Here is a 22,898-nt window from a genome sequence, read left to right as displayed (position 1 = left end):
CGCGGACTGAGAGGCCGTTAATTGCCAAAAAACCAGCCATAAAAAGCCCTTTTACAGTGAATAAGGGCCTGTGAGTCCGCTTAAACATGGGAATCCGTCCTTTTCCCGAGAATAAGGGCCTCTCAGTCCGCTTAGGAATTTTTAATAAATGTTCATAAAAAAGTGAAACGGCCTAGATCATGTTTGATATAATGGGCAGGGAAAGGTGTGATGCATGATGATGGATTTTTTGTATTTTCCTGAAGATAAAACGGAATATATTCCTGCAGTATTAAATTTACTTCTCTTTGTTTTAGGTGCAGTTATCGTGATGTATTTTTTCTACAAACATTCAAAGAAAGAAGAGAAGAAGATAGATGAGCAATATTCTCATTCGGAGAAAACAGAAAAAGAAGACCAATTTAGGTGAATGGAAAGATCTCTTGTTTATTTAGACACTTTTTTGCTTATACTACAAAACTAGAAGTGCTATAGAAATGAGGGATCTTTTAATGAAATGGTTGTTATTTTCTGGAATAATGGGTCTTCTATTTTTTTTAGGTGCATGTGAAGAAAACTCGCGTTCACCAATTGAAGTACAAATGTACAATCCTGCTGGGGATAGGATAGGAACGGCAACTCTTACGGAGCAATCTGATGGTGTTAACGCAAAACTTAGTTTGGAAGGCTTAGAACCAGGCTTCCATGGTATTCACGTCCATGAAAAACCACTGTGTGAAGGTCCTGACTTTAAGTCTGCTGGAAGTCATGTAAATCCCGAGAATAAAGAACACGGCTTGATGCACCCGAAAGGAGCTCATCTCGGAGACTTGCCTAATATCGAAGCTGGCAGTGATGGAACAGTAAACACAGAGTTGATAATTAGTGGTGCTACGCTAATGGATGGGAAGAATTCGATTTTAAAAGATGATGGCACTTCTTTAGTTGTACACGAGAAGCAGGATGATGGCATAAGTCAACCAGCTGGAGAATCAGGGGCGAGAATTGGTTGTGGCAAAATTCAGGTGGATAACAAAGGTAATGTCGAACCTGCACCAACGGATCCAACTGAATCAAACAAAGAGAAAGAATAGTGTTGAGAAGCTAGGTAGTCTGTTTCTTTTCCGTTACCTAGCTTTTTAATCTTTTAAATGGTTTAGGATTCCCCGATGTTTCAGCTTGCTGAAACGAGTTCGCTTTTTACTCAAGGGCTGCAAGGATTCGACCTACTCCTTCAACCACTGTTTCCCTAGGGCAACCTATGTTCATTCTCATAAATCCTTCTCCTTCGACCCCAAAAGAAACGCCATCATTTAAACCAACCTTTGCTTTTTCTTTCATCCATTTCCTAAGTTCTGCTTGGTCTTTCCCCATGTTTCTGCAATCAAGCCAAATTAAATATGTGCCTTCTGGCGGAATTGCATGGATTTGATCCGTTTCTTTAAAGGCATCTATTACGTATCTTCGGTTTTCCTCTAACACTTGTAACAATTCTTCTAACCAAGCTTCTCCGTCTTTGTATGCAGCTTCTAAGGCATATATCGCCATTGTGTTGAGAAAGTGGATCCCTTGCTTTCCGAATTGTCTCTGTATTTTTTCTTTTTTCTTATGATCGGAAGTGACAATAAAAGATGTTTGTAGTCCAGCAAGGTTAAATGTTTTTGTTGGAGACATAAGAGTAACTGTTTGTTTGCTTGCATCCTCTGATAATGAAGCGATGGGCACATGCTTTGCAGAGGAATAGATTAAATCAGAATGAATTTCGTCTGAAAAAACCAAAACGTCATACTGGATACACAGATCGACCATTTTTTTTAATTCACTTTTTGTCCACACTCGACCGCCTGGATTATGCGGGTTACATAAAATAAACGCTTTTGTTCCCTCGCACAGCTTTTGTTCAAAGTCATCAAAATCAATCCTATATTGATCATTTTCTAAGAATAGTGAGTTCGTCACTAATTTGCGGTCTAGCTTTTCAACTGCATGATAAAACGGTGTGTAAACAGGAGTTTGAATAAGAATCTGTTCACCTACGCTTGTTAAAGCTTGAATGGCCATATGTAAACTAGTTATCACACCAGGACTATATGTGAGCCATTTACGATTCACATCCCAACCATGCCTTTTTTTTAACCAATTGATAACGGCTTCATCCACTTGTTTGTCCGTAATGGTGTATCCAAAAATGCCGTGATTGACCCTTGCAAGAAGTGTATTTTCGATTTCAGCTGGAACCTTAAAGTCCATGTCAGCCACCCACATGGGTAACACGTCATTTGACCCGTATATAGATTTTGCTCGATCCCACTTAACAGACCTCGTTCCAGTTCTTTGAGGCTGTTTTGTAAAGTTCCCCACTGCAATTCCCCCCTCGTAATCGTATCTATCATATCATAAAAAAGTGTACCTTAACGAAAGGATGAATTCGAAGCTGACAAAACGGAAATTATTTGATCAGATATCCGGTCAGGAACTTCTTCTGGTAATAAATGACCTGCATACTTATATGTGTGTAAGGTGGCATTTGGAAGGTCTTGGACTAAACGATATCCAATTGGTGCTGGTAATATCTCATCCTCTTTCCCCCAAAAAATATCTGTCTTAGTTTGAATGGATTGTAAAAAAGTACGATCCAGATCCCCTTCTCGGTCTCGTATCATTTTCGTTAAACAGATAAACATCTCTTTATCTAAAAAAGGTTTGGCATATGTTGTAATCATATCTTTTGTAATAAGAGATGTGTCTGATATGCATTGCTGCAGTATGTTGTAAACGCCTTTTCGATAAAACATTCTTTTTAAAAAGAATGGAAAAAACGGTAGCCAACTAAAAACGTACGTACCAATGCTTGCCTTTTTCATGTAGCTAGATGGTGCCATTAAAAATAGGCGATTAATACGGTCAGGATAATGATATGCGCACATCAAGGCAATTTGACCACCCAATGAATGTCCTGCCAAGTAACAACTCTTTATCGTGTGTATATCCATAAAGTGGATAATTAGCTCTGACATGTTTTCATAAGAGTAACGAAATTTTTTAGCACGATCACTATCTCCAAATGGTGGAAGATCTAATGTAATAATGTCAAAATAGTGGTTTAACAATGGAACCAATTTTCGAAAACTATACTGTGAAGACAGAAATCCGTGAATAAAGATAAGTGTAGGTTTGTGCTTATGAGGAGATAATTCGTATACTTGATAACATATATTGGTGTTTTGGAATAAGAACCATTGCTTTTTTGGTTTAGTGTTCATCTTTATATGTAAGCTCCTTTCTAGTAAAGAAAGTATTTGGTGTCAAAAAAAAAGCAAAGCGAGCCGGTCGCTTTGCTTTACAGGGGGAATACGAGAAAGTCTTACGTTTCATATTATTACCTAAACAAGAAAGATTTAAACATGTTTATTGAAATTATTTAAAAAAATAATTTCGAAAAACGTTTGCATAGTAAACTTTCATTTTCAGATGTTTTGCTAGAAACAGCCGAATGTGGTAAAATAAATAATTGTGTATAAAGTTATGAATAAAATATCGGGAGTTGTTCAGCATGGCAGACAAATTTGAAGTAGGACAAATCATTGAAGGAAAAGTGGCTGGTATTCAACCTTATGGTGCATTTGTTGCCCTTAATGAAGAGATACAAGGCTTAGTGCATATTTCTGAAGTAACACATGGCTTTGTGAAAGATATTAACGAGCATCTTTCAATAGGAGATGAAGTAAAAGTAAAAATCATTAACATTGATGAAGAAAAAAATAAATATTCTTTGTCTATTCGTGCAACTGAGGAAGCACCAAAAAAACCAGAGAAAAAGGCAAAACCTCAGAAACAACAAGTAAACAAACAACAGGAAGACAATAATTCTGCGGGTTTTAACACACTTAAAGATAAGCTAGAAGAGTGGATCGAGCAATCAGAGGATCGAGAAAGCACATATAAAAATTAACAATATAGAAAAGTGGACGTCGGTGATTATACCAGTGTCCACTTTTTCTTTCAACATGCATTTAAGGCCTTAAGGTAAAGAATCACCAGGTTCTAAAACGGGAATGTCTAGCTCAACGGTTTCAGGATACTTGATCCCAGCACCAGTGTTTAATACAACGACCTGTTCATTCGATTGTATCCATCCTTGTTTACGCAATTTCCTTGCAGCAGCGAATGCTGCGGCCCCTTCTGGACATACAAATGCACCTTCCATACGTGCAACGTTCTTTTGTTCCTCTAATAGTGTTTGATCGTCTACAGCAACTGCACATCCATCCGTTTGATAAATAGCATCCAAAACGAGAAAATCACCCAATGCTTTTGGCACATTTATCCCAAAGGCAGCCGTTTTACTGTTCGGCCAAAACTCAGAAGATTTTTTTCCATCCTTCCAAGCCTCTACAATAGGAGCGCACCCTTCAGCTTGAACAGCAACGAGGCGAGGCAATTTGTTTCCAGTTAACCACCCGAGCTGCTGTAATTCTTTTAGTGCTTTATAAATTCCAATTAAACCAACACCTCCACCAGTTGGATACAAAATAACGTCCGGGACGTTCCAATCAAGTTGTTCGGCAATTTCCAATCCCATCGTCTTCTTTCCTTCGATGCGATACGGCTCTTTTAAGGTAGAGGCATCAAATATATTACGCTTTTTAATCTCTTCGCCTACTATTTTTCCTGCGTCACTGATCAATCCGTTGACAAGAAAGAGGTTTGCACCAGCAATTTGGCATTCTACCCTGGTAATGTATGGTGCATCAACGGGCATAACAATAGTTGCAGTAATACCTGCTCGTGCAGCATACAGTGACCATGCCGCACCTGCATTTCCATTGGTAGGCATGGCTAATTCCTCTACGCCGAGTTCTTTTGCTTTGGATACACCAACGGCAGCTCCTCTTGCTTTAAATGAACCTGTTGGGACTAGTCCTTCATCCTTCATAAATAACGCTGCTATATCCATCTCTTGGCCAATACGATCCATGGAAACGAGTGGTGTCATCCCTTCTCCAAGGGATGTGATGTGTTTTGGGTCGTTTACTGGTAATAGTTCATGATAGCGCCACAGCGACTGTTCTCTATCATGTAATTGTTCTGGCCGCCAATTTTCCGTTAACCTTTCCATGTCATATGCTACGAGTAATGGTGAACCACAACTACAGAGCTGCTGCTTTTTCGATGCGTCATAAGTTTTCTCACAACGTGGACAATATAAATGAGAAACATAGCTAAATGTCAAAATCGATTCCCCCTTGTAATCTTACATCTTCCATTAGTATAGAAGATCAGCAGAGGTTTGAGAAATAATTTGGCATTCTTAAAAATAAATGCTTGCTTTACAGTAACGAAAAGATGTGCAGCTTATCATTTCATAACTTTCGAACAACCCCTTACAGTAATTTTCTATTGGCTTGATTTTAAAAGCGTGTTTCTGTAAAGTTAAGTTTGAAATTCTCATAATAGAGGATGTTCAAAAAGTCACCAAATGATAAGCTACGCATCTCTTCGTTGGCTCGTTCTTCCGGTCCTCATGTAGGGAAAGCCTACACTGCGGTCCTCAGAAGCATCGCCGCCTCGACCTGCTTGCTTCTAATTTGCCGACTTTTTGAACACACTAATAATGGAGGAATGATATGACACATATACGTTTTGATTACGATAAAGCATTAGATTTCTTTGGTGAACACGAATTAACCTATTTAAAAGAACCTGTCAAATTGGCGCATCACGCATTACATAATAAGACGGGTGCAGGAAATGAGTTCTTAGGCTGGGTTGACCTCCCAACCGCATATGATCCAGATGAATTTAAGCGAATCAAACAAGCTGCTGAAAAAATACAAGCAGATTCTGAAATACTACTTGTTATCGGAATTGGTGGTTCATACTTAGGTGCGAGAGCGGCATTAGAGATGTTGAATCATTCCTTTTATGCCGCGCTATCAACGGAACAACGCAAGTTTCCACACGTTTTCTTTGTTGGGAATAATATCAGTGCAGCATATATGAACGATTTACAAGATATGTTGAAAAACAAAGATTTTTCGATTAATGTAATTTCAAAAAGTGGAACTACTACAGAACCTGCCATTGCATTCCGTATTTTTCGCAACATATTAGAGGAAAAATACGGAAAAGAACAAGCAAGTAAACGTATATATGCAACAACAGACAAAGAAAAAGGAGCTTTAAAAACCTTAGCTACAAAGGAAGGGTACGAGAGCTTCGTTATTCCGGATGATGTTGGGGGACGATATTCTGTATTAACGGCAGTCGGACTTCTTCCCATTGCAGTGACCGGAATTGACATTGTTGCAATGATGGAAGGGGCACAAAATGCTCAAAAAGAGCTTAGTGACGAGCATATTGAAAATAACCCTGCCTATCAATATGCAGCTGTGAGAAACGTTCTGTATAATAAAGGGAAAACAATTGAATTACTTGTCAACTATGAGCCTTCTCTACAGTATTTTTCAGAATGGTGGAAGCAACTGTTTGGAGAAAGTGAAGGAAAGGACCTTAAGGGTATTTTCCCTTCTTCTGCAAACTTTTCAACAGATCTTCACTCACTCGGTCAATACATCCAAGAAGGTCGGAGAGATCTATTTGAAACGGTGTTACATGTTGAACAGTCTCTATCAGATTATACGATTGAAAAGGATGCAGAGGATTTAGATGGATTAAACTATCTAGCAGGAAAAACGGTAACAGAGGTGAACGAAAAAGCATATCAAGGAACAATGCTTGCACATACAGACGGTGATGTTCCAAACTTAATTATCCATTTACCGAAGTTAGATGCGTACACGTTTGGCTATGCCGTTTATTTCTTTGAAAAGGCTTGTGCCATCAGTGGCTATTTACTTGGGGTTAACCCATTTGATCAACCAGGTGTAGAGGCATACAAAAAAAATATGTTTGCCTTACTTGGTAAACCAGGATTTGAAGATCAAAGGGCTAAATTAGAAAAGCGATTATAATGAGAAAAAGTGTAAAACCTTCACAATCGTTAGTGAGGGTTTTTTTGTAAGATTAAGAAAGTATAAAATTTGCTGCTGGAAAATACCAACGACAGAGTCGGTCACGTCCAGCTCCAGCGCTTTTGTTCCGTTATGCTCTGCCGGACATGCACTAGCTTTGAGAGTATTTTTGTATCGAAACACAGCATCTGTATTCATGAAATGTAACCAACAAGGAAAAGCTATTCAAAAAGGAGGCTTTTTCAATGATTCCGATTACTTCAAAACTGGAAGACAGTGTGTTCCCTCTTGATGATTTAGAAGCGCAATTAAAGCCACTCGGTTTTACGATCGGTGGCAATTGGGAATATGACCAAGGTTCGTTTGATTATAAAATAGCGACCGATAATGGCTACCAGTTCCTAAGGATTCCGTTTATCACGACAGATGGCAACTTAGATGGACCGAGTGCAAGGGTCAGACTAGGTAAGCCGTTTTTATTGGCACATCAATATCAAAACGAATTAGATGATCATGTTAAAAATGGTGCAGTTCGAGGAGCCTTTGATCAATTCCAGGAACCAGCTGATTCGGATGCAGAAGTACCTGACTATTATGTTGAAAAGGGAAAGCAGTTAATCGATCAACTCGAACAGCTGTTAGTAGAGTGAGGCTAGTACGATCAGTGAGTCACCAGTCTCTAGCTTTTTGTGGAATGGAGGATTAATTAATAGCTCTCCATTCCGTATAATAGCAATTAGAATTTCTTCATGTTGTGCATAGAAGTCTGAGCATTCTAAAAACGTTTTTCCGTTCATTTCTTTTGGTAATTCAAACTGTTTAAACTGTTGTTCATCAAAAACGTCCAATAAAAGATTAAATGGTTTGACAGGATCCTTTCGAAAAATTTCATGGAAAAACAAAGTACTCATAAAGTCGTTTGATCGAATAACAGTATTTGCGCCAGCACGCATTGCGTTTTGGATTTGATGTTTCGTTAATATTTCTGTAATGATAAACAAATCTGGATTATTTCCTTTTAAAGCAACCGTCGTTAAGATGCTTGACTGATCGGCCTGTTGTTCTTTTTCAGATGGATCAGATGTAATGACTGCACATTTTGCTTCTTTTATATTGGCTTTAGCTAATATTGTATCATCTGACGCAGAACCGCGAACAAAATGGATTGGACTTTTATTTAGAGGAAGATTCTGTAGAGACTGGTCAATTAATACGACTGATTCGTCCAATTCTCGTTCAATAATCATATCTAATAACTGTCGTGTTCGTTCATTCCATCCAATCAAGACAATGTGATCATTCCCTTTGTAAGTTACATCACCACTTGATAAATCTTGTTCATAGCGAACAACACGAGCAGATAAATTGGCCATATAAAACGTGACAAATCCGCCACCAGCTAAAATTAAAAAAATGGCGAGTAAACGTCCAGTTACACTCAACGGTACAAAATCTCCATATCCAACAGTTGACCCTGTTACAAATGCCCACCAAATTCCATCAAATATAGTGGGGAAATTAGTTGGTTCTAAAAAATGAATCAGGACACCAAACAATGCCATTAAGGCAAGAACAGTTATTAATAATCGTAAAACTACTGGGATTCGGAAATATATTTGTTGTAGAGCTCGATAATTCATTAAGAACACTCACTTATCGTTTTTTATCAGTATGGTCAACAATGAACAGGGATATAATGATCATCCTGAAAAAATACAGTATGTTAAAATAGAAAAAAAGGAGGAATTACATAAAAATGGAACAGGATCATCTTGATTTTTTATTCGACTTACTGAAAACTCCGTCGCCTTCGAGTATGGAGATAGAGATACAGAAAAAATGGATTCGTTATGTGAAACCTTTTGCTGAGGAAATTCGAACAGATCATGCTGGGAATGCCATTGGGATTCTAAACCCAAATGCGGATTTTAAAATCCTTCTAGCCGGACATTGTGACGAAATTGCGCTTGTAATCAATCGAATAGATGAACAAGGATATTTGTACTTTGACAAAATGGGTGGTATTAATCCAAAGGCAGCTATTGGAATGAAGGTAACTGTTTTAGGTTATGGTCAAACAATAACTGGAGTGATCGGGGTAAATGCGCAGCATCATGGGGGTATAAAGAATGATTTTTCGTTAGAAGATTTGTTCATCGATTGTGGAGCTAAATCAAAAGAAGAGATTGGGCGGTTTGTTCAAATTGGCGACCTAGCAGTATATAAACACGAGCCAGAGCAATTGATGGATCGTTATATTTCAGGAAGAGGCTTGGATAATCGAACAGGGGCTTTTATCGTGGCCGAAATCTTGCGTAGACTAGCTAAGCAAAAAGTAAACGTAGGTGTGTACGCTGCAAGTACAGTAAATGAGGAAACAAACATGGGTGGAGCGTACTTTGCAGCAGCAGGCATTGAGCCGACGATGGCGATTGCGTGTGATGTGACATTTGCGACGGATTATCCAGGTGTGAATAAGAACAAATATGGGGACGTGCGATTAGAAAAGGGGCCTGTTCTTGCAAAAGGGGCTCCGATCAATATTAAAATAAATCGACTGTTGGAGCAGGCAGCCAGATCATTAAACATGAACGTTCAATATGAATTAACGTCTAGAAATACGGGGACAGATGCAGATAAAATGCGTTACACGGGAAAAGGTGTCCCTGTTGGACTTGTTTCGCTGCCACTTAGGTACATGCATTCTCCAGTTGAGACAGTTAGTATAAAAGATATAGATGAAGAAATCGATCTACTTGTCAAAATGATTGGTAATCTTACTGGAAACGAAAGCTTAAATCCGTTAGACGATTAATTTTTTCAAAGAGCCCTAAAGTAGTTGGATACGGATGTGCGTTCACAAAGTCGGCAAATGAGAAGATTGACTAATGTCGCCACGTCCTGTGGCAACGTCGACACTAGCACGACCTGTGTGTCGCAAGCAGGTGCACCGCATATCATTTGCCGACTTTGTGCACATCCTTTTTCATGCTGATTTTTTACTTTTTCAAAGGAACAATGCCGATGGTGCACCTTGAAATAGAAATTAATTGATCTACTTCGTCCACAATTTTTATTTCCCAAACCATTGTCGTTTTTCCTATATGTATTGGAATTGCTTTTCCAACAACCCAACCATCCCGTTTACTTTTTATATGGTTCGCATTAATTTCAATCCCAAAAACCTGATATGAATTTGTATCAACTTGCAAAAAGGCTCCGACACTTGCAGCCGATTCTGCTAACGCCACACTTGCCCCACCATGTAAGAACCCCATGGGCTGATGCGTTTTTTGACCGACAGGCATTTTTATTTCGACTAAGTCCTTCTTTAATGTGATGATTTCCATGTCAAGAGCATCCATTAACGTATTGCTGAAATTAACTTCCATTTTTTGTTATCCTCCAAGTGTGATAGTAAAAACGACAAGTAAAAACTTGTCGTTAAAATGATAATGGGTAAAGGAGCTGGATCAGGAGTGATAGTCCAAGTAATAACCCATAAAATGTATTGGTTTGGGCGGTCGCCTTCATTGCAGGCATCATATCAATTGGCATTGTTTTATGTTTAAAGCCTTGATAAGCATCGCGTGCTTTTTTTAAGCTTAAAAACGTAAGAAGTGACCAAATAGGAATCATGCCTATTACAACATATCCAACGGTTAGGAGATAGGATATTGCAAACAAGGAACCAAGTAAATTTCTTGCTTTTTTACGCCCTAACAATATAGCAATTGTTTTACGACCATTTTCTTTATCCCCATCTAAATCCCTTATATTATTGGAAAGTAGAATGGTTCCAATTAATAAAGCGATTGGAATCGAAACGAGAACTACCGAACCTGTTATGGTTGAGGCTTGGATATAGTAGCTAATCCCAATGATAACTGTTCCCATAAAAAAGCCAGCGAATAGTTCCCCAAAAGGAGTATACGCTATTGGGTAAGGGCCTCCTGTATAGAGGAAACCGCATAGCATTGAGATCATCCCAATCAATGCAATCCACCAACTTGAAGAAATGCTAATATAAATTCCAAGGATAATAGCGACTGCAAAAAACGAAAGTGCAAGTCCTAAAACAGTTTTGGGTGAAATGCCATCCCTTACGATCGTTCCTCCAATCCCAACCGAATTTTCGTTGTCCAGGCCTCTAACATAGTCGTAATATTCGTTGAACATATTTGTAGCGGATTGAATAAGCATAGAGGCTACTAACATGGCAAGGAATAGTTCAAACCTTACCTGATAATCAAGTGCAGCCAATGTTGTTCCGATCAATACAGGAACAAATGAAGCTGTTAACGTATGTGGACGTAACAACCGCCACCAAATCTGGAACCCCTCTTTTTCATTTAGGGCACCTCTTATATCTTTTTGTTCAAGTGATTCCATTCTATTTCGCTCCTCACTCACCATAAACGTCGTTCAGTTCATTAACTTACTATAAAACAAATTATAACATACTAATTTTATGTAAATGGACTATTAGTGTCAATCCAATTGTTCGTATTATAGCTAGGAATTCGTTCCAATTGAGAAAAAATAAAAATAAGAATAAAATAGATAGTGGTTTTTTTGTTAACAGGATTCATTGCCACTTCAATTATAAGTTGGCTATAATAGAGAAAGATAAAAGATAAAAATACTTAAGTTTATATTTGCGATACGTACTCCGTATTATAAATGGAGGGTTTTATATGATTCAAACGGATGTAAAAAGTTTGACTGATGTACTTAGGGACGCAGTGGAAAGTGCGAAAGATAAGCAAGCTCCACAGCTGTTAAGCTATACAAAGGAAATAGAGAATGTAGATCCCTTTCTGTTTTTTCATCAAGCAAATCAAATAGAAGGTGATCGGGTATTTTGGTCTAGATCTGAGGAAAATTTCTATCTTGTAGGGGCTGGAGATGCATACAGTATTGCTTCAGAAGGTCATCACTTTAACGACATAGAAAGGAAATGGACAAGTCTGCTTTCAAATGCAATCGTCCAAAATATACACCGTGCTCCTGGAACTGGGCCGATTGCCTTCGGGGGCTTTTCCTTTGATCCTAAAAAGGACAAAAAGACACTTTGGAAAAATTTTAGCGATAGTCAATTTCGTGTGCCTGCCTATTTGTTAACGATTGTTCATAATCGTTCTTTTTTGACGGTTAATATAGTAGCAAGAAAAGAAGATCATCCAGAGCAGCTTCATTATGAAATAGAGACAAATAAAGTTCTTTTAACAAATTCAGATGTCACTTTGCCAGATGGACCGACGATTGAATTAAAAACTGAGATTGGTTCAGATTGTTGGAAAGAAACAGTTAAAAACGCTACCGATCTCATCCAAAAAGGTTTTGCAAATAAAATAGTACTTGCAAGAGAAATGCGCCTTTCTTTTAAAAATAGAGCAGTCGTATCTCCTGTATTAAAGCAATTATCTGAAACCCAATCAAACAGTTACATTTTCGCATTTGAAAATGGCCCCGATTGCTTTTTAGGAGCTACACCTGAACGGTTGGTTCGTATTGAGGATCGACAGCTATTTTCAACTTGTCTTGCAGGAACTGCTCCTAGAGGAAAAACAAAAGAAGAAGATGAGCGGATCGGGTTTGAACTTCTTCACGATGAAAAAAATCGTGCGGAACATGAATTTGTCGTAAAAATGATACGTGAAGCTGTAGCGGCTTGTTGCGAGGCGATTGACATCCCAGAAAAGCCAAGGGTTTATCCTCTACGAAATCTTCAGCATTTGCATACACCAGTGCGGGCGCAGTTAAAAGAAGGATATTCTATCTTCGACGTCATTCAGCGATTGCACCCTACGCCTGCGCTTGGTGGTTTACCAAGAGACACGTCACTCGCATTTATTCGGGCGGAGGAACAAATGGATCGTGGCTGGTATGGAGCACCTATCGGCTGGATGGATGCTAACGATAATGGTGAATTTGCTGTTGCGATACGTTCAGCATTAATACAAGGGAAAGAGGCTACATTATTTTCAGGTTGTGGTGTTGTAAAAGATTCGACGCCAGAGGCTGAATACCAGGAAACTGCGATTAAATTCACACCGATGCTGTCTGTTCTAGGAGGATAAATATGGATCATACCGAATCACTAACAAGATACGTAGCAAACTTTGTGGATGAGCTTTTCAAAAACGGGTTAACCGATGTTGTGATCTCTCCAGGATCCAGATCGACTCCATTGGCAATGACGTTTGCGGAACATCCTCATGTGACACATTGGGTTAACATGGATGAACGATCTGCCGCTTTTTTTGCATTAGGAATGGCAAAAAAAGAAAACCGACCAGTGGCATTGGTCTGCACATCAGGAACAGCGGCCGCGAATTATTTTCCGGGAATCGTTGAAGCACATTACAGCAGGGTTCCTTTACTCGTTCTTACGGCAGATCGTCCGAACGAACTACGTGATGTAGGTGCACCACAGGCGATCAATCAACTAAACATGTATGGAAACTATTCAAAGTGGTTCCATGAAATGGCAAGTCCAGACGGTGATCCTATGATGCTTCGTTACGTAAGAAGGAGTGCTGCAAGAGCTTATACAACTTCCAACATGGGAAATCCAGGTGTTGTCCATTTGAATTTTCCTTTTCGTGAGCCATTAATACCAGATTTTTCAATAGAAGATTTATGGGAAGGAGAAAGAGAGTCATTCACCCCACATACAATTGGCAAGCGAGGTCTAGCAGAATATCAATTGGACAGATTTTTTTCCCTTTTATCCACTTGTCAAAAGGGTGTAATAGTGTGTGGGCCACAGACAGAGCAAAAATTAGTAGAAGCAATCCTTTTATTATCCGAAAAGTGGAACATTCCAGTGTTAGCAGATCCTCTTTCACAGTTGAGAACAGGACCATACCGAAAAGAAAATGTAATTGAAAGCTATGATGCAATATTAAAAAGTGGTAGTGTACGTGAAAATGTAAGACCTGATTTTATTATACGGTTTGGAGCAATGCCCGTCTCAAAGCCTTATCTTTTTTATGTGAAAGAAAATTCGGATGTGGTTCAATTTGTTGTGGAAGCGGAAGAAGGTTACCGCGAGCCTGCAGGCAACAAAACCGAATTTGTTATAACAGATCCGGTTGCATTTTGTTATCAATTGCTTGAAGGTGAGAATCCAAACAGTTTCTCACCTTTCTGGTTAGAAACTTGGAAAAAACTAAACGAAATTGCAACGGAACACATATTAACTGAATCAGCTGACACTCCATTGACAGAGGGACATGCGGTTACGCATTTGATGCGTGTTATTCCAGATCAAAGTACGGTCTATGTTGGAAACAGTATGCCCATCCGCGATGTAGACACGTTTATGCTACGTTCTGAAAAACAACTTTTTGTATTTGGGAACAGAGGGGTGAATGGGATCGACGGGATTACGTCTAGTGCTCTTGGTGCTGCCTCACACGGGGAAAGGGTAACACTTTTAATTGGAGATTTATCCTTTTTTCATGACATGAATGGTCTACTAGTTGGAAAGCAATATCACATCCCGTTAACCATCGTATTAATCAATAACAATGGTGGTGGTATTTTTTCCTTTTTGCCACAGTCAGAGCACCAGAAGCACTTTGAAGTTTTGTTCGGGACCCCAATGGATATCGAACTAGAAAAAGCTGTGGTGATGTATGGGGGCTTTTACCAAAATCCTGCTACATGGCAAGAATATGAAGAAGCCCTTCAAAAAAGCTATCAAACTCCTGGGCTCTCGGTTATTGAAATAAATACAAATAGGTCAGAAAACGTCGATTGGCATAAACAGAAGTGGAATCAAATTGAACACGCACTATTAGAGCAATTACAAGGGTGATCATCTACTATGCACCACAACATAAATGAAACAACCTATTGGGTAGAGGAACATGGAACAGGTGAGCCGATTTTGTTGTTACATGGTTTTACTGGCACTACAAAAACGTGGGATTCAATCATTTCGACTTGGAGTAAAACTTTTCGTGTCATTGCGATGGATTTACCTGGACATGGAAGAACAGAAGGGACCAAGGTCGTTCAAATGAGTGAATGCTGTCAAGATATAGCAAAAATTCTTGATCAGCTAGGTATAAATAAAATACATGTGATCGGCTATTCCATGGGTGGAAGAACAGCGCTTTCCTTTGCAGTCATGTTTCCTCAGAGAGTATCCTCTCTTGTGTTAGAAAGCGCATCACCAGGTCTGGCCGACTATAAAGAACGGATGGCAAGAAAAAAACAAGACGAAAAACGAGCAAAAAAAATTACAACAGATGGTATCGCTTCCTTCGTCGACTACTGGGAGAACATCCCACTATTTGCATCACAAAAAAAGCTATCCTCTACCAGAAGGTTTAAAGTTAGGCAAGAAAGGTTAAACCAGTCAAAGGAAGGCTTAGCCTTGTCCCTAAGAGGAATGGGAACAGGCTCACAACCTTCCCAATGGGAGAAGTTACATGTGATCGATGCACCTGTATTACTCGTTGTAGGCGAACTGGATGTGAAGTTTGTTGGAATTGCAACAAAAATGAACCATGCAATTCACAACAGTCAGGTAAAGGTGATCCCGATGACAGGTCATGCAATTCATGTGGAAAATCCAAAGTGTTTTGGTAAAATGGTAATTGACTTTATTCGTCAATAGATGGTCATACATATTAAAGGAGGAATTTCAGGTGGCAATCGAATGGGTACAAGAAAGAGAATACGAGGATATTGTGTATGAAACGCACAATGGCATTGCTAAGGTTACCATTAACAGACCTGAAGTAAGAAATGCATTTCGACCAAAAACAGTACATGAGTTAATTGATGCATTTGCATATGCTAGAGATGATTCAGCTATTGGTGTAATCGTATTAGCTGGTGCTGGTGATGATGCATTTTGTTCTGGTGGAGATCAAAGTGTTCGTGGACACGGAGGATATGTTGGGGATGATCAGATTCCACGTTTAAATGTCCTTGATCTACAACGCTTGATTCGAGTTATTCCAAAACCTGTCGTTGCAATGGTTTCTGGTTATGCAATCGGTGGTGGACACGTATTACATGTTGTCTGTGATTTAACGATTGCGGCTGATAATGCGATTTTTGGACAAACAGGGCCTAAAGTTGGCAGCTTTGATGCTGGTTATGGTGCAGGTTTATTAGCAAGAATCGTTGGTCATAAGAAAGCGCGTGAAATTTGGTACTTATGTCGCCAATACAGTGCAAAGGAAGCAGAGGATATGGGACTCGTAAATACAGTCGTTCCATTGGACAAGCTTGAAGAAGAAACGGTGCAATGGTGTGAAGAAATGTTAGAAAAATCACCAACCGCATTACGTTTCTTAAAAGCATCTTTAAATGCAGACACAGATGGATTAGCTGGACTTCAGCAAATGGGTGGCGATGCTACCTTACTCTACTACACGACAGATGAAGCGAAAGAAGGAAGGGATGCGTTTAAAGAAAAACGCAAACCTGATTTCAAGCAGTTCCCTCGTTTTCCTTAAATCGCATAAGGTCAAAAGATCATTACTCTACTTTTAAAAGCCATTCATATGAATGGCTTTTTGTCATGGTATCCGATGTGTTCGTGAATGATATAGCCTTAAATTGGTTAGGATAAAATTTATTGGAGCATATGATTAAAAAATCCAATCGCCAAAGATCGTCTCTGGGGGTTATGTCGTGTTTGCAAAAAAGGTAACCGAAAGTAAAAAATGGCTTGAAAATAAGTTAAAGAATTCTAGTGATGTTAAAAATGACAGTATAAGCACGACAAACTTCAAAGTGAGCGTAATGTATATTTCAAGCATTTGTAAAAGCGATACGATTTATCAATACATCATCAACCCAGCTTTTAAAACAGATACACTATCCGATTATGAAACATATTTACGTTCTTTTCCAGGCTGCACAGAGCCAAAAGATAATCAAGAAGCATTGGACAAAATGCTGACAGGATCTGTTGTTATCTTTTTAAAATCGAAGCTGTTCGTTTTTGAAGCGAAAAACGTTCAATCAGGTTATGTGAGTGATGCAAATGTGGAAATTTCAATATTAGGGCCACAAGACGCATTAGTTGAAAAATTAAGTACGAACATAAACCTTATTCGCCATCGCTACCATTCTGAAAGGCTTTCCATTGAAAACAAAATAATTGGTAAACTGTCGCAAACAAATGTAGCTATTGCATATGATCAATCCATTGCAGATGACTCAGTCATTACGGATGTGAAGAAAAAATTATCAGAAATCGATGTCGACATCTTACAGTCTGCAGGGCAGCTTCATCAATTATTAACGAATAAAAAGTGGAGCTTATTTCCCACACTTTTAATTACGGAAAGACCTGATCGAATTGTCAAAAACATTTCAGAAGGAAAGGTTGTCATCATATTTGAGACAAGCCCGTTTGCCCTTATTATTCCTTCCGTATTTTTTGATTTCTTTTCGTCCATGGATGATATTTATCAGCTTCCAGGTGTAGGAAGGTTCCTTTCGTTCTTACGGTATATGGGTGTTTTTATCGCGACACTATTGCCTGGGTTTTATGTTGCGGTAGCATCTTATAATCCAGAAATTTTTCGGGTGCAGCTTGCCTTGTCCATTGCAGGTAGCAGGGCAACGGTACCTTATCCCTCTTATTTAGAAATACTTTTTATGTTATTTATGATGGAGTTTCTTATTGAGGCAAGTATTCGATTACCAAAAACAGTAGGGTCAGCTGCTACAACTGTAGGGGGTCTAATACTCGGTCAGGCAGCAACAGAAGCTGGATTGGTAAGTAATATTATGATTATTATCGTAGCTGCAGTTGCTATCGCAAATTTCGTTATCCCGATAAATGCAATGGGGTTTGCGATTCGGGTAGTGAAGTACCCAATTTTACTTATTTCCACATTGTTTGGATTAACAGGCTTAGCGATTAGTTTTATTGGTCTTGTTCTGTACTTGGCGAACCAGAGAAGTTTTGGCACATCTTATTTTCGATTTTTTGAGATTGATAAACCGCCAAATAAGAAGAACAAAGAAAGCACTACTTCATAAAGGGGATTGAATATGGGGATAAATCGATATTTATATTACCTTATATTCCTAAACATGATCATTAATGTTGTTGTTCTTGTGCCAAATATTTTGATCAATGATCGGTTTAACGGAGCACTGATGGCAATGTTGGTTTCGATACCAATTTCGCTTACACTTATTTATTTTTTTGGCAAAGCAATTGCACGGTTTCCAGGGATGGGTCTTCCTGAAATACTGAAAGACCACTTACCAAAATGGGGACATCATAGTACACTGTTTTTATTTGGGGTTATGTGGTATTTAATTGGACTCATCCCCTTATTAGTGTTCGTATCCATTATTAAAGATTATATCAATCAAGATAATGATCGCTTACTGATCATAAGTGTACTGTTAATTCTTCTTGTTTTCTGTTGCCGGCTCAATTCCAAGACGTTACTGTATGGAATGGAAGTACTACTCGTTATAAATGTTCCCCTTGTTTTATTTTTAATTGCAAAACTTCTCATCAACAAGGAAATGAATTGGGATGCAATTTTAGAAATAGGAACCCATTTTTTTGGAATACCTTCCTTACAATCGATTGCAGCTGCAACTTTTATGTTTACAGGCTATACAAACATGGTCATCTTTCAACGTATCTTTGAAGGCAAATTTAAATTCAAACATATATGGATGATCGGAGTGTTAGGTCTTTTATTTTTGTTGACGAGTTTTTTTATTCCTATTGGGTATCAAGGAACGGATGGGGTGGCAAATTACATGCTTCCATGGCTTGTTACAGCTGATTCGATCAGGATTGAATTTTTTGTTGTGGAGCGTGTGTTATACCTGTTCATTTTTGTTTATATTTCGATTGGTCTAATCGGGACAATCATTTTTTGGCATATCGCGCTTGATTTATTGAAAAACATTTTCCCAGAAAAATCAAGGGATAAAAGTTCTTGGGCCATTCTGATACTTTTTTCTGCTGTAGCTATGACGTTAGAGATTTTTTTAAATGAATATGACAGGTATGATTTTACATCAGCGTGGTTAATTGTACGACTGTTTGGAGAGCTGTTGCTCGTGTTGATTATGTCTTATGCAGCAAGAAAGAAGGCGTTGAAATGAAGACGATTCGACTTACACTCATTTTGATACTTATGTTGACCGTGTTTACTGGGTGCGGGTTGAAGGATATTGATAAACGTTTCTTTGTAATTGGTATTGGATTGGATCAGCCAGAGGATGAAGATAATAAAATAAAGGTAAGTCTAAAACTGGCAATCCCACCTAAAGAATCAGGTAAAAGCGCGGAATTCCAAGTATTAACAGCAGAGACGGAAACAATTACCGAAGCAGTGCGTACGATTAAATCTAAAGTGGATAAAGAACTTGACTTCGGTCATACGAAAATCATTGTTCTAGGTCAGAAATTAGTTCAAAACGACGTTCGATTCGTTTTTGATTGGTTGCAAAGACGTCGTGACATTCAAAAAATTGCTTTTATTACAGTAGGTAAACCGAGCGGTCTGGAAGTTTTGAATGTGAAACCGCCGTCTGAAACACTTCCAGCTGATAGTCTTATTTTACCATTTGGACAAGGAGGGGTTGAATCGCCGTCTGTCGTACAGCAAAAGTTATACCAATTTTATCAGAAAACAACGGAAAGAGGACTTGACCCGATTCTTCCGATTGTTGAAGCAAAAAAGGAATATTTTGATATTAAACAAGCAGGAGTTTTTAACAAAAAAAAGTTGAAGGTTGAACTATCAAAGGAAGAAACGAAAATGTTTAATATGATCAACACAGGTCTAGAGCATACGGATGTTAAAATCAAACGGGATAATAAAACTGCTATGGTAGCTGTGGAAAAGGCAAGTGCTGATTATGATATCGTCCAGGGCAAAAAACCTTCGATACAAATGAATATTGACATAGAGGGGATTGTGGAAGAACAAACTTCTCGTGATCCTGTCACAGAAAAAGCATTACAAAAATACGAGAAGGCTGGTAGTAAAGAGGTAAAGGCAACAGCACTTTCTTTACTTAAAAAGCTGCAAAAAGAAAATGTGGACCCGATTGGTTTCGGATTGCGTTATCGTTCTAGAAGCTGGAATAACGACACAGAGTGGGAAGAATGGCAATCCATCTATCCAACGATCGATTTTAAAGTAAAGGTTGATTTCAAACTATTAACACCAGGGATTATTAAGTAACATACTTCATCTTTAGGCTAGACCTTTGCGAAATATGGATGAAAAAATTAAAATAGAAGTAATGATTACAAGTAGAAGTAATCACTACAAATAGAAGTAATGAATACAAGAAGGTTTGTTAGAAAGGGTTAATGCTATATGTCCGAAATAATACCACACTGGCTGGACAAACAATCGGAATTGTCACCTACTGACATAGCGATTGAATCACCTAATAATGACAGCATCTCTTTTCTCGAAATGCGAAAACAAAGTAGGCTTTTTGCTAAAAAACTAGCATTCCTAGGTGTGAAGCAAGGTGATCACGTTGGAATACTTTCGGGCAACTCTGTACAAATGGTGATAACAATCCATGCGTTAACATACTTAGGGGCTGTGTCCGTACTGTTAAATACTCGACTATCTTCAAAAGAAATAAACTACCAACTAACAGACGGTGCCGTCACTTTCCTTATTGTTGAAGAAGGTATGTATGCCCATGGAAAAGAGGCTTTACACCAACTGCACCTCCCTATTTATACATATAGTGAAATAGATCGAACGGATTGGAAGGAAGTTTTACTAAAACGTGAGATCGATTTAGATGATCCATGTACAGTTATCTATACCTCTGGAACTACTGGGGTACCAAAAGGGGTTATCCATACTTACGGAAATCATTGGTGGAGTGCTGTAGCGTCTGCTTTAAATCTAGGATTGAATGATCAAGACAAATGGTTAGCATCTTTACCACTGTTTCATGTCGGCGGCTTTTCTATTTTAATGAAAAGCGTTATATATGGAATGCCTATTTATTTGTTAGAAAAATTTGAAGTAACTACTGCACACAAGGCAATTACAGAAAAGGGTGTGACGATTGTTTCTGTTGTTTCTATTACACTAAACAAATTAATGGATCAGATTGGGGATACTGGATACCCTAACACATTTCGAGGAATGTTGCTTGGCGGCGGCCCTGCAAGCAAAGCTTTATTGGATCGTGCAAAGGATTACAGTATTCCTGTATTTCAGTCCTATGGAATGACCGAAACGTCTTCACAGATTGTCACACTAAGCCCAAAGCATGCAACAGAAAAACTAGGATCTGCAGGGAAACCTCTACTTCCAGCACAGCTGAAAATCGTAAAGGACGGGATTCCTGCAAGGCAAGAAGTGATAGGAGAAATTTTAGTAAAGGGTCCTATGGTAACAAAAGGTTACTTTAACAAAGAAAAAGCAAATCAGAAGTTGTTCCAAGACGGTTGGTTAGTAACAGGCGATCTCGGCTACTTGGACAAGGATGGATTTTTATATGTAATCGATCGAAGAAAAGATTTAATTGTTTCTGGTGGGGAAAATATTTATCCAGCAGAAATAGAGGGTGTCCTAGCAAATCTAAAGGAAATTAAGGAAGCAGCTGTAGTAGGACAAACAGATAAAAAGTGGGGACAGACTCCAATTGCATTTGTCGTGAGAGACGGGTCAGGAATATCCAAGGAGGAAATTATATCTTATTGTCAGGGGCAAATCGCCAAATATAAGGTTCCAAAAGAAATTTATTTTGTGGATGCGCTTCCTAGAAATGCATCAAACAAGATTATGCGACATATTCTAGTGGATTGGTTACCTAAGGGGGATATGGAAAGTGAACATTAAACAGATCGTGATGAGGCGGTTTTCCATGAAGCTACTTGAACCCTTTTCAACACATGCTGAAACGGTAATACATCGAGAAGGAATTATTATTGAGGCAGTAGATGGGGAAGGGAGAAGTGGGTTCGGGGAATGTGTGGCTTTCACCACCCCCTTTTACACAGCTGAAACAGTCGATTCAGCGTGGACGATCCTTTCAACCCTGTTTATTCCGATTATGAAGAAACAGAAGATTTATCATCCTAGTGATCTTCCGATAATACTCCAAGGCTTTATTGGTAATCAAATGGCGAAAGCAGGACTTGAAGCTGCTTTATGGGATCTATTTGCCAAACAAAAGAGTGTGAGCTTAGCCACATTAATTGGTGGAACACGTTCAGAAATTGAAACAGGTGTTGTCATAAGCCTAACTTCAGATATAAAAGCTACCATTGCCTCATACGAACAATCTGGCTATAAGCGCTATAAAGTAAAAGTTAAAAAAGGAAAAGAACTCGATATTCTAACCAATATAAGGGATATTGCGCCCGAATTGCCGATTATGATCGATGCAAATGGTGGATATGAACAAAAGGATTTGTCGTTACTAGAGAAAATGGATGACTACCAGCTTTTAATGATGGAACAACCATTTAAGGCTGGTGATTTTTATTTACACCAAGAGTTGCAACAAAGGATGGTAACTCCAATTTGTTTAGATGAGTCAATTGAATCCTATCATGATGCCTATCAAGCGATTCAACTAGGGTGCTGTCGGGTAATCAATGTAAAAATTGGCAGGGTTGGCGGTTTAACAGAGGCTATTAAAATCCATGATTTATGTGAGCTACACCATATACCTGTTTGGTGTGGTGGCATGCTCGAAACGGGTATAGCAAGAGCACATAATATTGCACTTGCATCTTTACCAGGGTTCTCCATTCCAGGTGATATTTCTGCATCGAATCGGTACTGGGAAAGGGATATTATTGATCCTGAGGTGACCGTCCATAACGGAACTATTTCGGTTCCACAGAAACATGGGATAGGGTTTGAGATTGATCATGATTACCTTGACTATGTTACGATTCAGAAAGAGCAGTTTTAGATTAAAAATATAGAAAGA

General features: G+C 38.7%; 21 protein-coding genes. 15 read left to right on the top strand and 6 right to left on the bottom strand.

Annotation, left to right across the window (positions count from 1 at the left end; genetic code table 11):
• Positions 1-217 precede the first annotated feature (217 nt).
• Together NC797_RS00190 and NC797_RS00185 are read left to right on the top strand one after the other, a co-directional pair.
• Positions 218-409, top strand: coding sequence for a hypothetical protein (locus tag NC797_RS00190; RefSeq protein WP_272434553.1), 192 nt, complete (start codon positions 218-220; stop codon positions 407-409).
• Between the two features lie 82 nt (positions 410-491).
• The gene (locus tag NC797_RS00185; protein ID WP_272434551.1) at positions 492-1,073 is read left to right on the top strand and encodes a superoxide dismutase family protein; all 582 of its coding nucleotides are present in this window, start codon (positions 492-494) and stop codon (positions 1,071-1,073) included.
• Positions 1,074-1,179: 106 nt separating this feature from the next.
• On the opposite strand, the gene NC797_RS00180 is transcribed toward NC797_RS00185, so the two are convergent.
• Together NC797_RS00180 and NC797_RS00175 are read right to left on the bottom strand one after the other, a co-directional pair.
• Complete coding sequence (locus NC797_RS00180) at positions 1,180-2,340, bottom strand: MalY/PatB family protein (RefSeq protein ID WP_272434550.1); 1,161 nt, start codon at positions 2,338-2,340, stop codon at positions 1,180-1,182.
• Between the two features lie 50 nt (positions 2,341-2,390).
• Positions 2,391-3,242 (bottom strand): alpha/beta fold hydrolase, encoded by an 852-nt coding sequence (locus tag NC797_RS00175; RefSeq protein WP_272434549.1) that lies wholly within the window; start codon positions 3,240-3,242, stop codon positions 2,391-2,393.
• Between the two features lie 290 nt (positions 3,243-3,532).
• On the opposite strand from NC797_RS00175, the gene yugI reads away from it, so the two are divergent.
• Positions 3,533-3,931, top strand: coding sequence for a S1 domain-containing post-transcriptional regulator GSP13 (gene yugI / locus NC797_RS00170; protein WP_272434548.1), 399 nt, complete (start codon positions 3,533-3,535; stop codon positions 3,929-3,931).
• Between the two features lie 69 nt (positions 3,932-4,000).
• On the opposite strand, the gene NC797_RS00165 is transcribed toward yugI, so the two are convergent.
• On the bottom strand, positions 4,001-5,212 hold the full coding sequence (locus NC797_RS00165; protein ID WP_272434546.1) for a threonine synthase: 1,212 nt from the start codon (positions 5,210-5,212) through the stop codon (positions 4,001-4,003).
• 394 nt (positions 5,213-5,606) lie between these two features.
• Here NC797_RS00165 and NC797_RS00160 point away from each other — a divergent pair, with 394 nt between their 5' ends.
• Together NC797_RS00160 and NC797_RS00155 are read left to right on the top strand one after the other, a co-directional pair.
• The gene (locus NC797_RS00160; RefSeq protein WP_272434545.1) at positions 5,607-6,953 is read left to right on the top strand and encodes a glucose-6-phosphate isomerase; all 1,347 of its coding nucleotides are present in this window, start codon (positions 5,607-5,609) and stop codon (positions 6,951-6,953) included.
• Positions 6,954-7,198: 245 nt separating this feature from the next.
• Positions 7,199-7,603 (top strand): YugN-like family protein, encoded by a 405-nt coding sequence (locus tag NC797_RS00155; RefSeq protein WP_272434544.1) that lies wholly within the window; start codon positions 7,199-7,201, stop codon positions 7,601-7,603.
• Here the strand turns inward: NC797_RS00155 and NC797_RS00150 are convergent.
• A complete protein-coding gene (locus tag NC797_RS00150; protein WP_272434543.1) occupies positions 7,592-8,593 on the bottom strand; it encodes a potassium channel family protein in 1,002 nt (333 codons plus the stop codon). The two genes, NC797_RS00155 and NC797_RS00150, sit on opposite strands and share 12 nt — an antisense overlap.
• A gap of 116 nt (positions 8,594-8,709) precedes the next feature.
• Between NC797_RS00150 and NC797_RS00145 the strand changes: the two genes are divergently transcribed.
• Positions 8,710-9,768: a M20/M25/M40 family metallo-hydrolase gene (locus tag NC797_RS00145; RefSeq protein WP_272434542.1), complete on the top strand. Its 1,059-nt coding sequence runs from the start codon at positions 8,710-8,712 to the stop codon at positions 9,766-9,768.
• Positions 9,769-9,952: 184 nt separating this feature from the next.
• Here the strand turns inward: NC797_RS00145 and NC797_RS00140 are convergent, their stop codons facing one another.
• The gene (locus NC797_RS00140; protein ID WP_272434541.1) at positions 9,953-10,345 is read right to left on the bottom strand and encodes a hotdog fold thioesterase; all 393 of its coding nucleotides are present in this window, start codon (positions 10,343-10,345) and stop codon (positions 9,953-9,955) included.
• 52 nt (positions 10,346-10,397) lie between these two features.
• Positions 10,398-11,345, bottom strand: coding sequence for a 1,4-dihydroxy-2-naphthoate polyprenyltransferase (locus NC797_RS00135; RefSeq protein ID WP_272434540.1), 948 nt, complete (start codon positions 11,343-11,345; stop codon positions 10,398-10,400).
• 305 nt (positions 11,346-11,650) lie between these two features.
• Here NC797_RS00135 and NC797_RS00130 point away from each other — a divergent pair, with 305 nt between their 5' ends.
• The 9 genes from NC797_RS00130 to menC all read left to right on the top strand — a co-directional run bounded on the left by NC797_RS00130 (position 11,651) and on the right by menC (position 22,880).
• Positions 11,651-13,036 carry an isochorismate synthase gene (locus NC797_RS00130; protein WP_272434538.1) on the top strand — a complete coding sequence of 462 codons (1,386 nt, stop codon included), beginning with the start codon at positions 11,651-11,653 and terminating at the stop codon, positions 13,034-13,036.
• A gap of 2 nt (positions 13,037-13,038) precedes the next feature.
• Positions 13,039-14,781 carry a 2-succinyl-5-enolpyruvyl-6-hydroxy-3-cyclohexene-1-carboxylic-acid synthase gene (gene menD / locus NC797_RS00125; RefSeq protein WP_272434537.1) on the top strand — a complete coding sequence of 581 codons (1,743 nt, stop codon included), beginning with the start codon at positions 13,039-13,041 and terminating at the stop codon, positions 14,779-14,781.
• A 9-nt stretch (positions 14,782-14,790) separates the two neighbouring features.
• Positions 14,791-15,588: a 2-succinyl-6-hydroxy-2,4-cyclohexadiene-1-carboxylate synthase gene (gene menH, locus NC797_RS00120; RefSeq protein WP_272434535.1), complete on the top strand. Its 798-nt coding sequence runs from the start codon at positions 14,791-14,793 to the stop codon at positions 15,586-15,588.
• A gap of 31 nt (positions 15,589-15,619) precedes the next feature.
• Positions 15,620-16,438 carry a 1,4-dihydroxy-2-naphthoyl-CoA synthase gene (gene menB, locus NC797_RS00115; RefSeq protein ID WP_272434534.1) on the top strand — a complete coding sequence of 273 codons (819 nt, stop codon included), beginning with the start codon at positions 15,620-15,622 and terminating at the stop codon, positions 16,436-16,438.
• A gap of 178 nt (positions 16,439-16,616) precedes the next feature.
• Entirely contained in the window at positions 16,617-17,978 is a 1,362-nt protein-coding gene (locus NC797_RS00110; protein ID WP_272434532.1) for a spore germination protein, read from the top strand.
• Positions 17,979-17,990: 12 nt separating this feature from the next.
• The gene (locus NC797_RS00105) at positions 17,991-19,073 is read left to right on the top strand and encodes a GerAB/ArcD/ProY family transporter (protein WP_272434531.1); all 1,083 of its coding nucleotides are present in this window, start codon (positions 17,991-17,993) and stop codon (positions 19,071-19,073) included.
• Entirely contained in the window at positions 19,070-20,161 is a 1,092-nt protein-coding gene (locus NC797_RS00100) for a Ger(x)C family spore germination protein (RefSeq protein WP_272434530.1), read from the top strand. The genes NC797_RS00105 and NC797_RS00100 overlap by 4 nt, the downstream gene beginning before the upstream one ends.
• A gap of 138 nt (positions 20,162-20,299) precedes the next feature.
• Positions 20,300-21,796, top strand: a complete 1,497-nt coding sequence (locus NC797_RS00095) for an o-succinylbenzoate--CoA ligase (protein ID WP_272434529.1) — start codon at positions 20,300-20,302, stop codon at positions 21,794-21,796.
• Positions 21,786-22,880 carry an o-succinylbenzoate synthase gene (menC, locus tag NC797_RS00090; protein ID WP_272434527.1) on the top strand — a complete coding sequence of 365 codons (1,095 nt, stop codon included), beginning with the start codon at positions 21,786-21,788 and terminating at the stop codon, positions 22,878-22,880. The genes NC797_RS00095 and menC overlap by 11 nt, the downstream gene beginning before the upstream one ends.
• The last annotated feature ends 18 nt before the right edge of the window (positions 22,881-22,898 follow it).

This window comes from Terrihalobacillus insolitus (genome assembly GCF_028416575.1).
In the GTDB taxonomy this organism is placed as follows: domain Bacteria; phylum Bacillota; class Bacilli; order Bacillales; family Amphibacillaceae; genus Terrihalobacillus; species Terrihalobacillus insolitus.
The sequence above is the reverse complement of the archived record's forward strand: the minus strand, read 5'-3'. Positions and strand labels throughout refer to the sequence as shown.

Bases quoted from the DNA above. Each gene is read 5' to 3' on its own strand.
- NC797_RS00190 (WP_272434553.1), top strand. From the start codon at position 218: ATGATGGATTTTTTGTATTTTCCTGAAGATAAAACGGAATATATTCCT.
- NC797_RS00185 (WP_272434551.1), top strand. From the start codon at position 492: ATGAAATGGTTGTTATTTTCTGGAATAATGGGTCTTCTATTTTTTTTA.
- NC797_RS00175 (WP_272434549.1), bottom strand. From the start codon at position 3,242: ATGAACACTAAACCAAAAAAGCAATGGTTCTTATTCCAAAACACCAAT.
- yugI (WP_272434548.1), top strand. From the start codon at position 3,533: ATGGCAGACAAATTTGAAGTAGGACAAATCATTGAAGGAAAAGTGGCT.
- NC797_RS00160 (WP_272434545.1), top strand. From the start codon at position 5,607: ATGACACATATACGTTTTGATTACGATAAAGCATTAGATTTCTTTGGT.
- NC797_RS00155 (WP_272434544.1), top strand. From the start codon at position 7,199: ATGATTCCGATTACTTCAAAACTGGAAGACAGTGTGTTCCCTCTTGAT.
- NC797_RS00150 (WP_272434543.1), bottom strand. From the start codon at position 8,593: ATGAATTATCGAGCTCTACAACAAATATATTTCCGAATCCCAGTAGTT.
- NC797_RS00145 (WP_272434542.1), top strand. From the start codon at position 8,710: ATGGAACAGGATCATCTTGATTTTTTATTCGACTTACTGAAAACTCCG.
- NC797_RS00140 (WP_272434541.1), bottom strand. From the start codon at position 10,345: ATGGAAGTTAATTTCAGCAATACGTTAATGGATGCTCTTGACATGGAA.
- NC797_RS00135 (WP_272434540.1), bottom strand. From the start codon at position 11,345: ATGGAATCACTTGAACAAAAAGATATAAGAGGTGCCCTAAATGAAAAA.
- NC797_RS00130 (WP_272434538.1), top strand. From the start codon at position 11,651: ATGATTCAAACGGATGTAAAAAGTTTGACTGATGTACTTAGGGACGCA.
- menD (WP_272434537.1), top strand. From the start codon at position 13,039: ATGGATCATACCGAATCACTAACAAGATACGTAGCAAACTTTGTGGAT.
- menH (WP_272434535.1), top strand. From the start codon at position 14,791: ATGCACCACAACATAAATGAAACAACCTATTGGGTAGAGGAACATGGA.
- NC797_RS00105 (WP_272434531.1), top strand. From the start codon at position 17,991: ATGGGGATAAATCGATATTTATATTACCTTATATTCCTAAACATGATC.
- NC797_RS00100 (WP_272434530.1), top strand. From the start codon at position 19,070: ATGAAGACGATTCGACTTACACTCATTTTGATACTTATGTTGACCGTG.
- NC797_RS00095 (WP_272434529.1), top strand. From the start codon at position 20,300: ATGTCCGAAATAATACCACACTGGCTGGACAAACAATCGGAATTGTCA.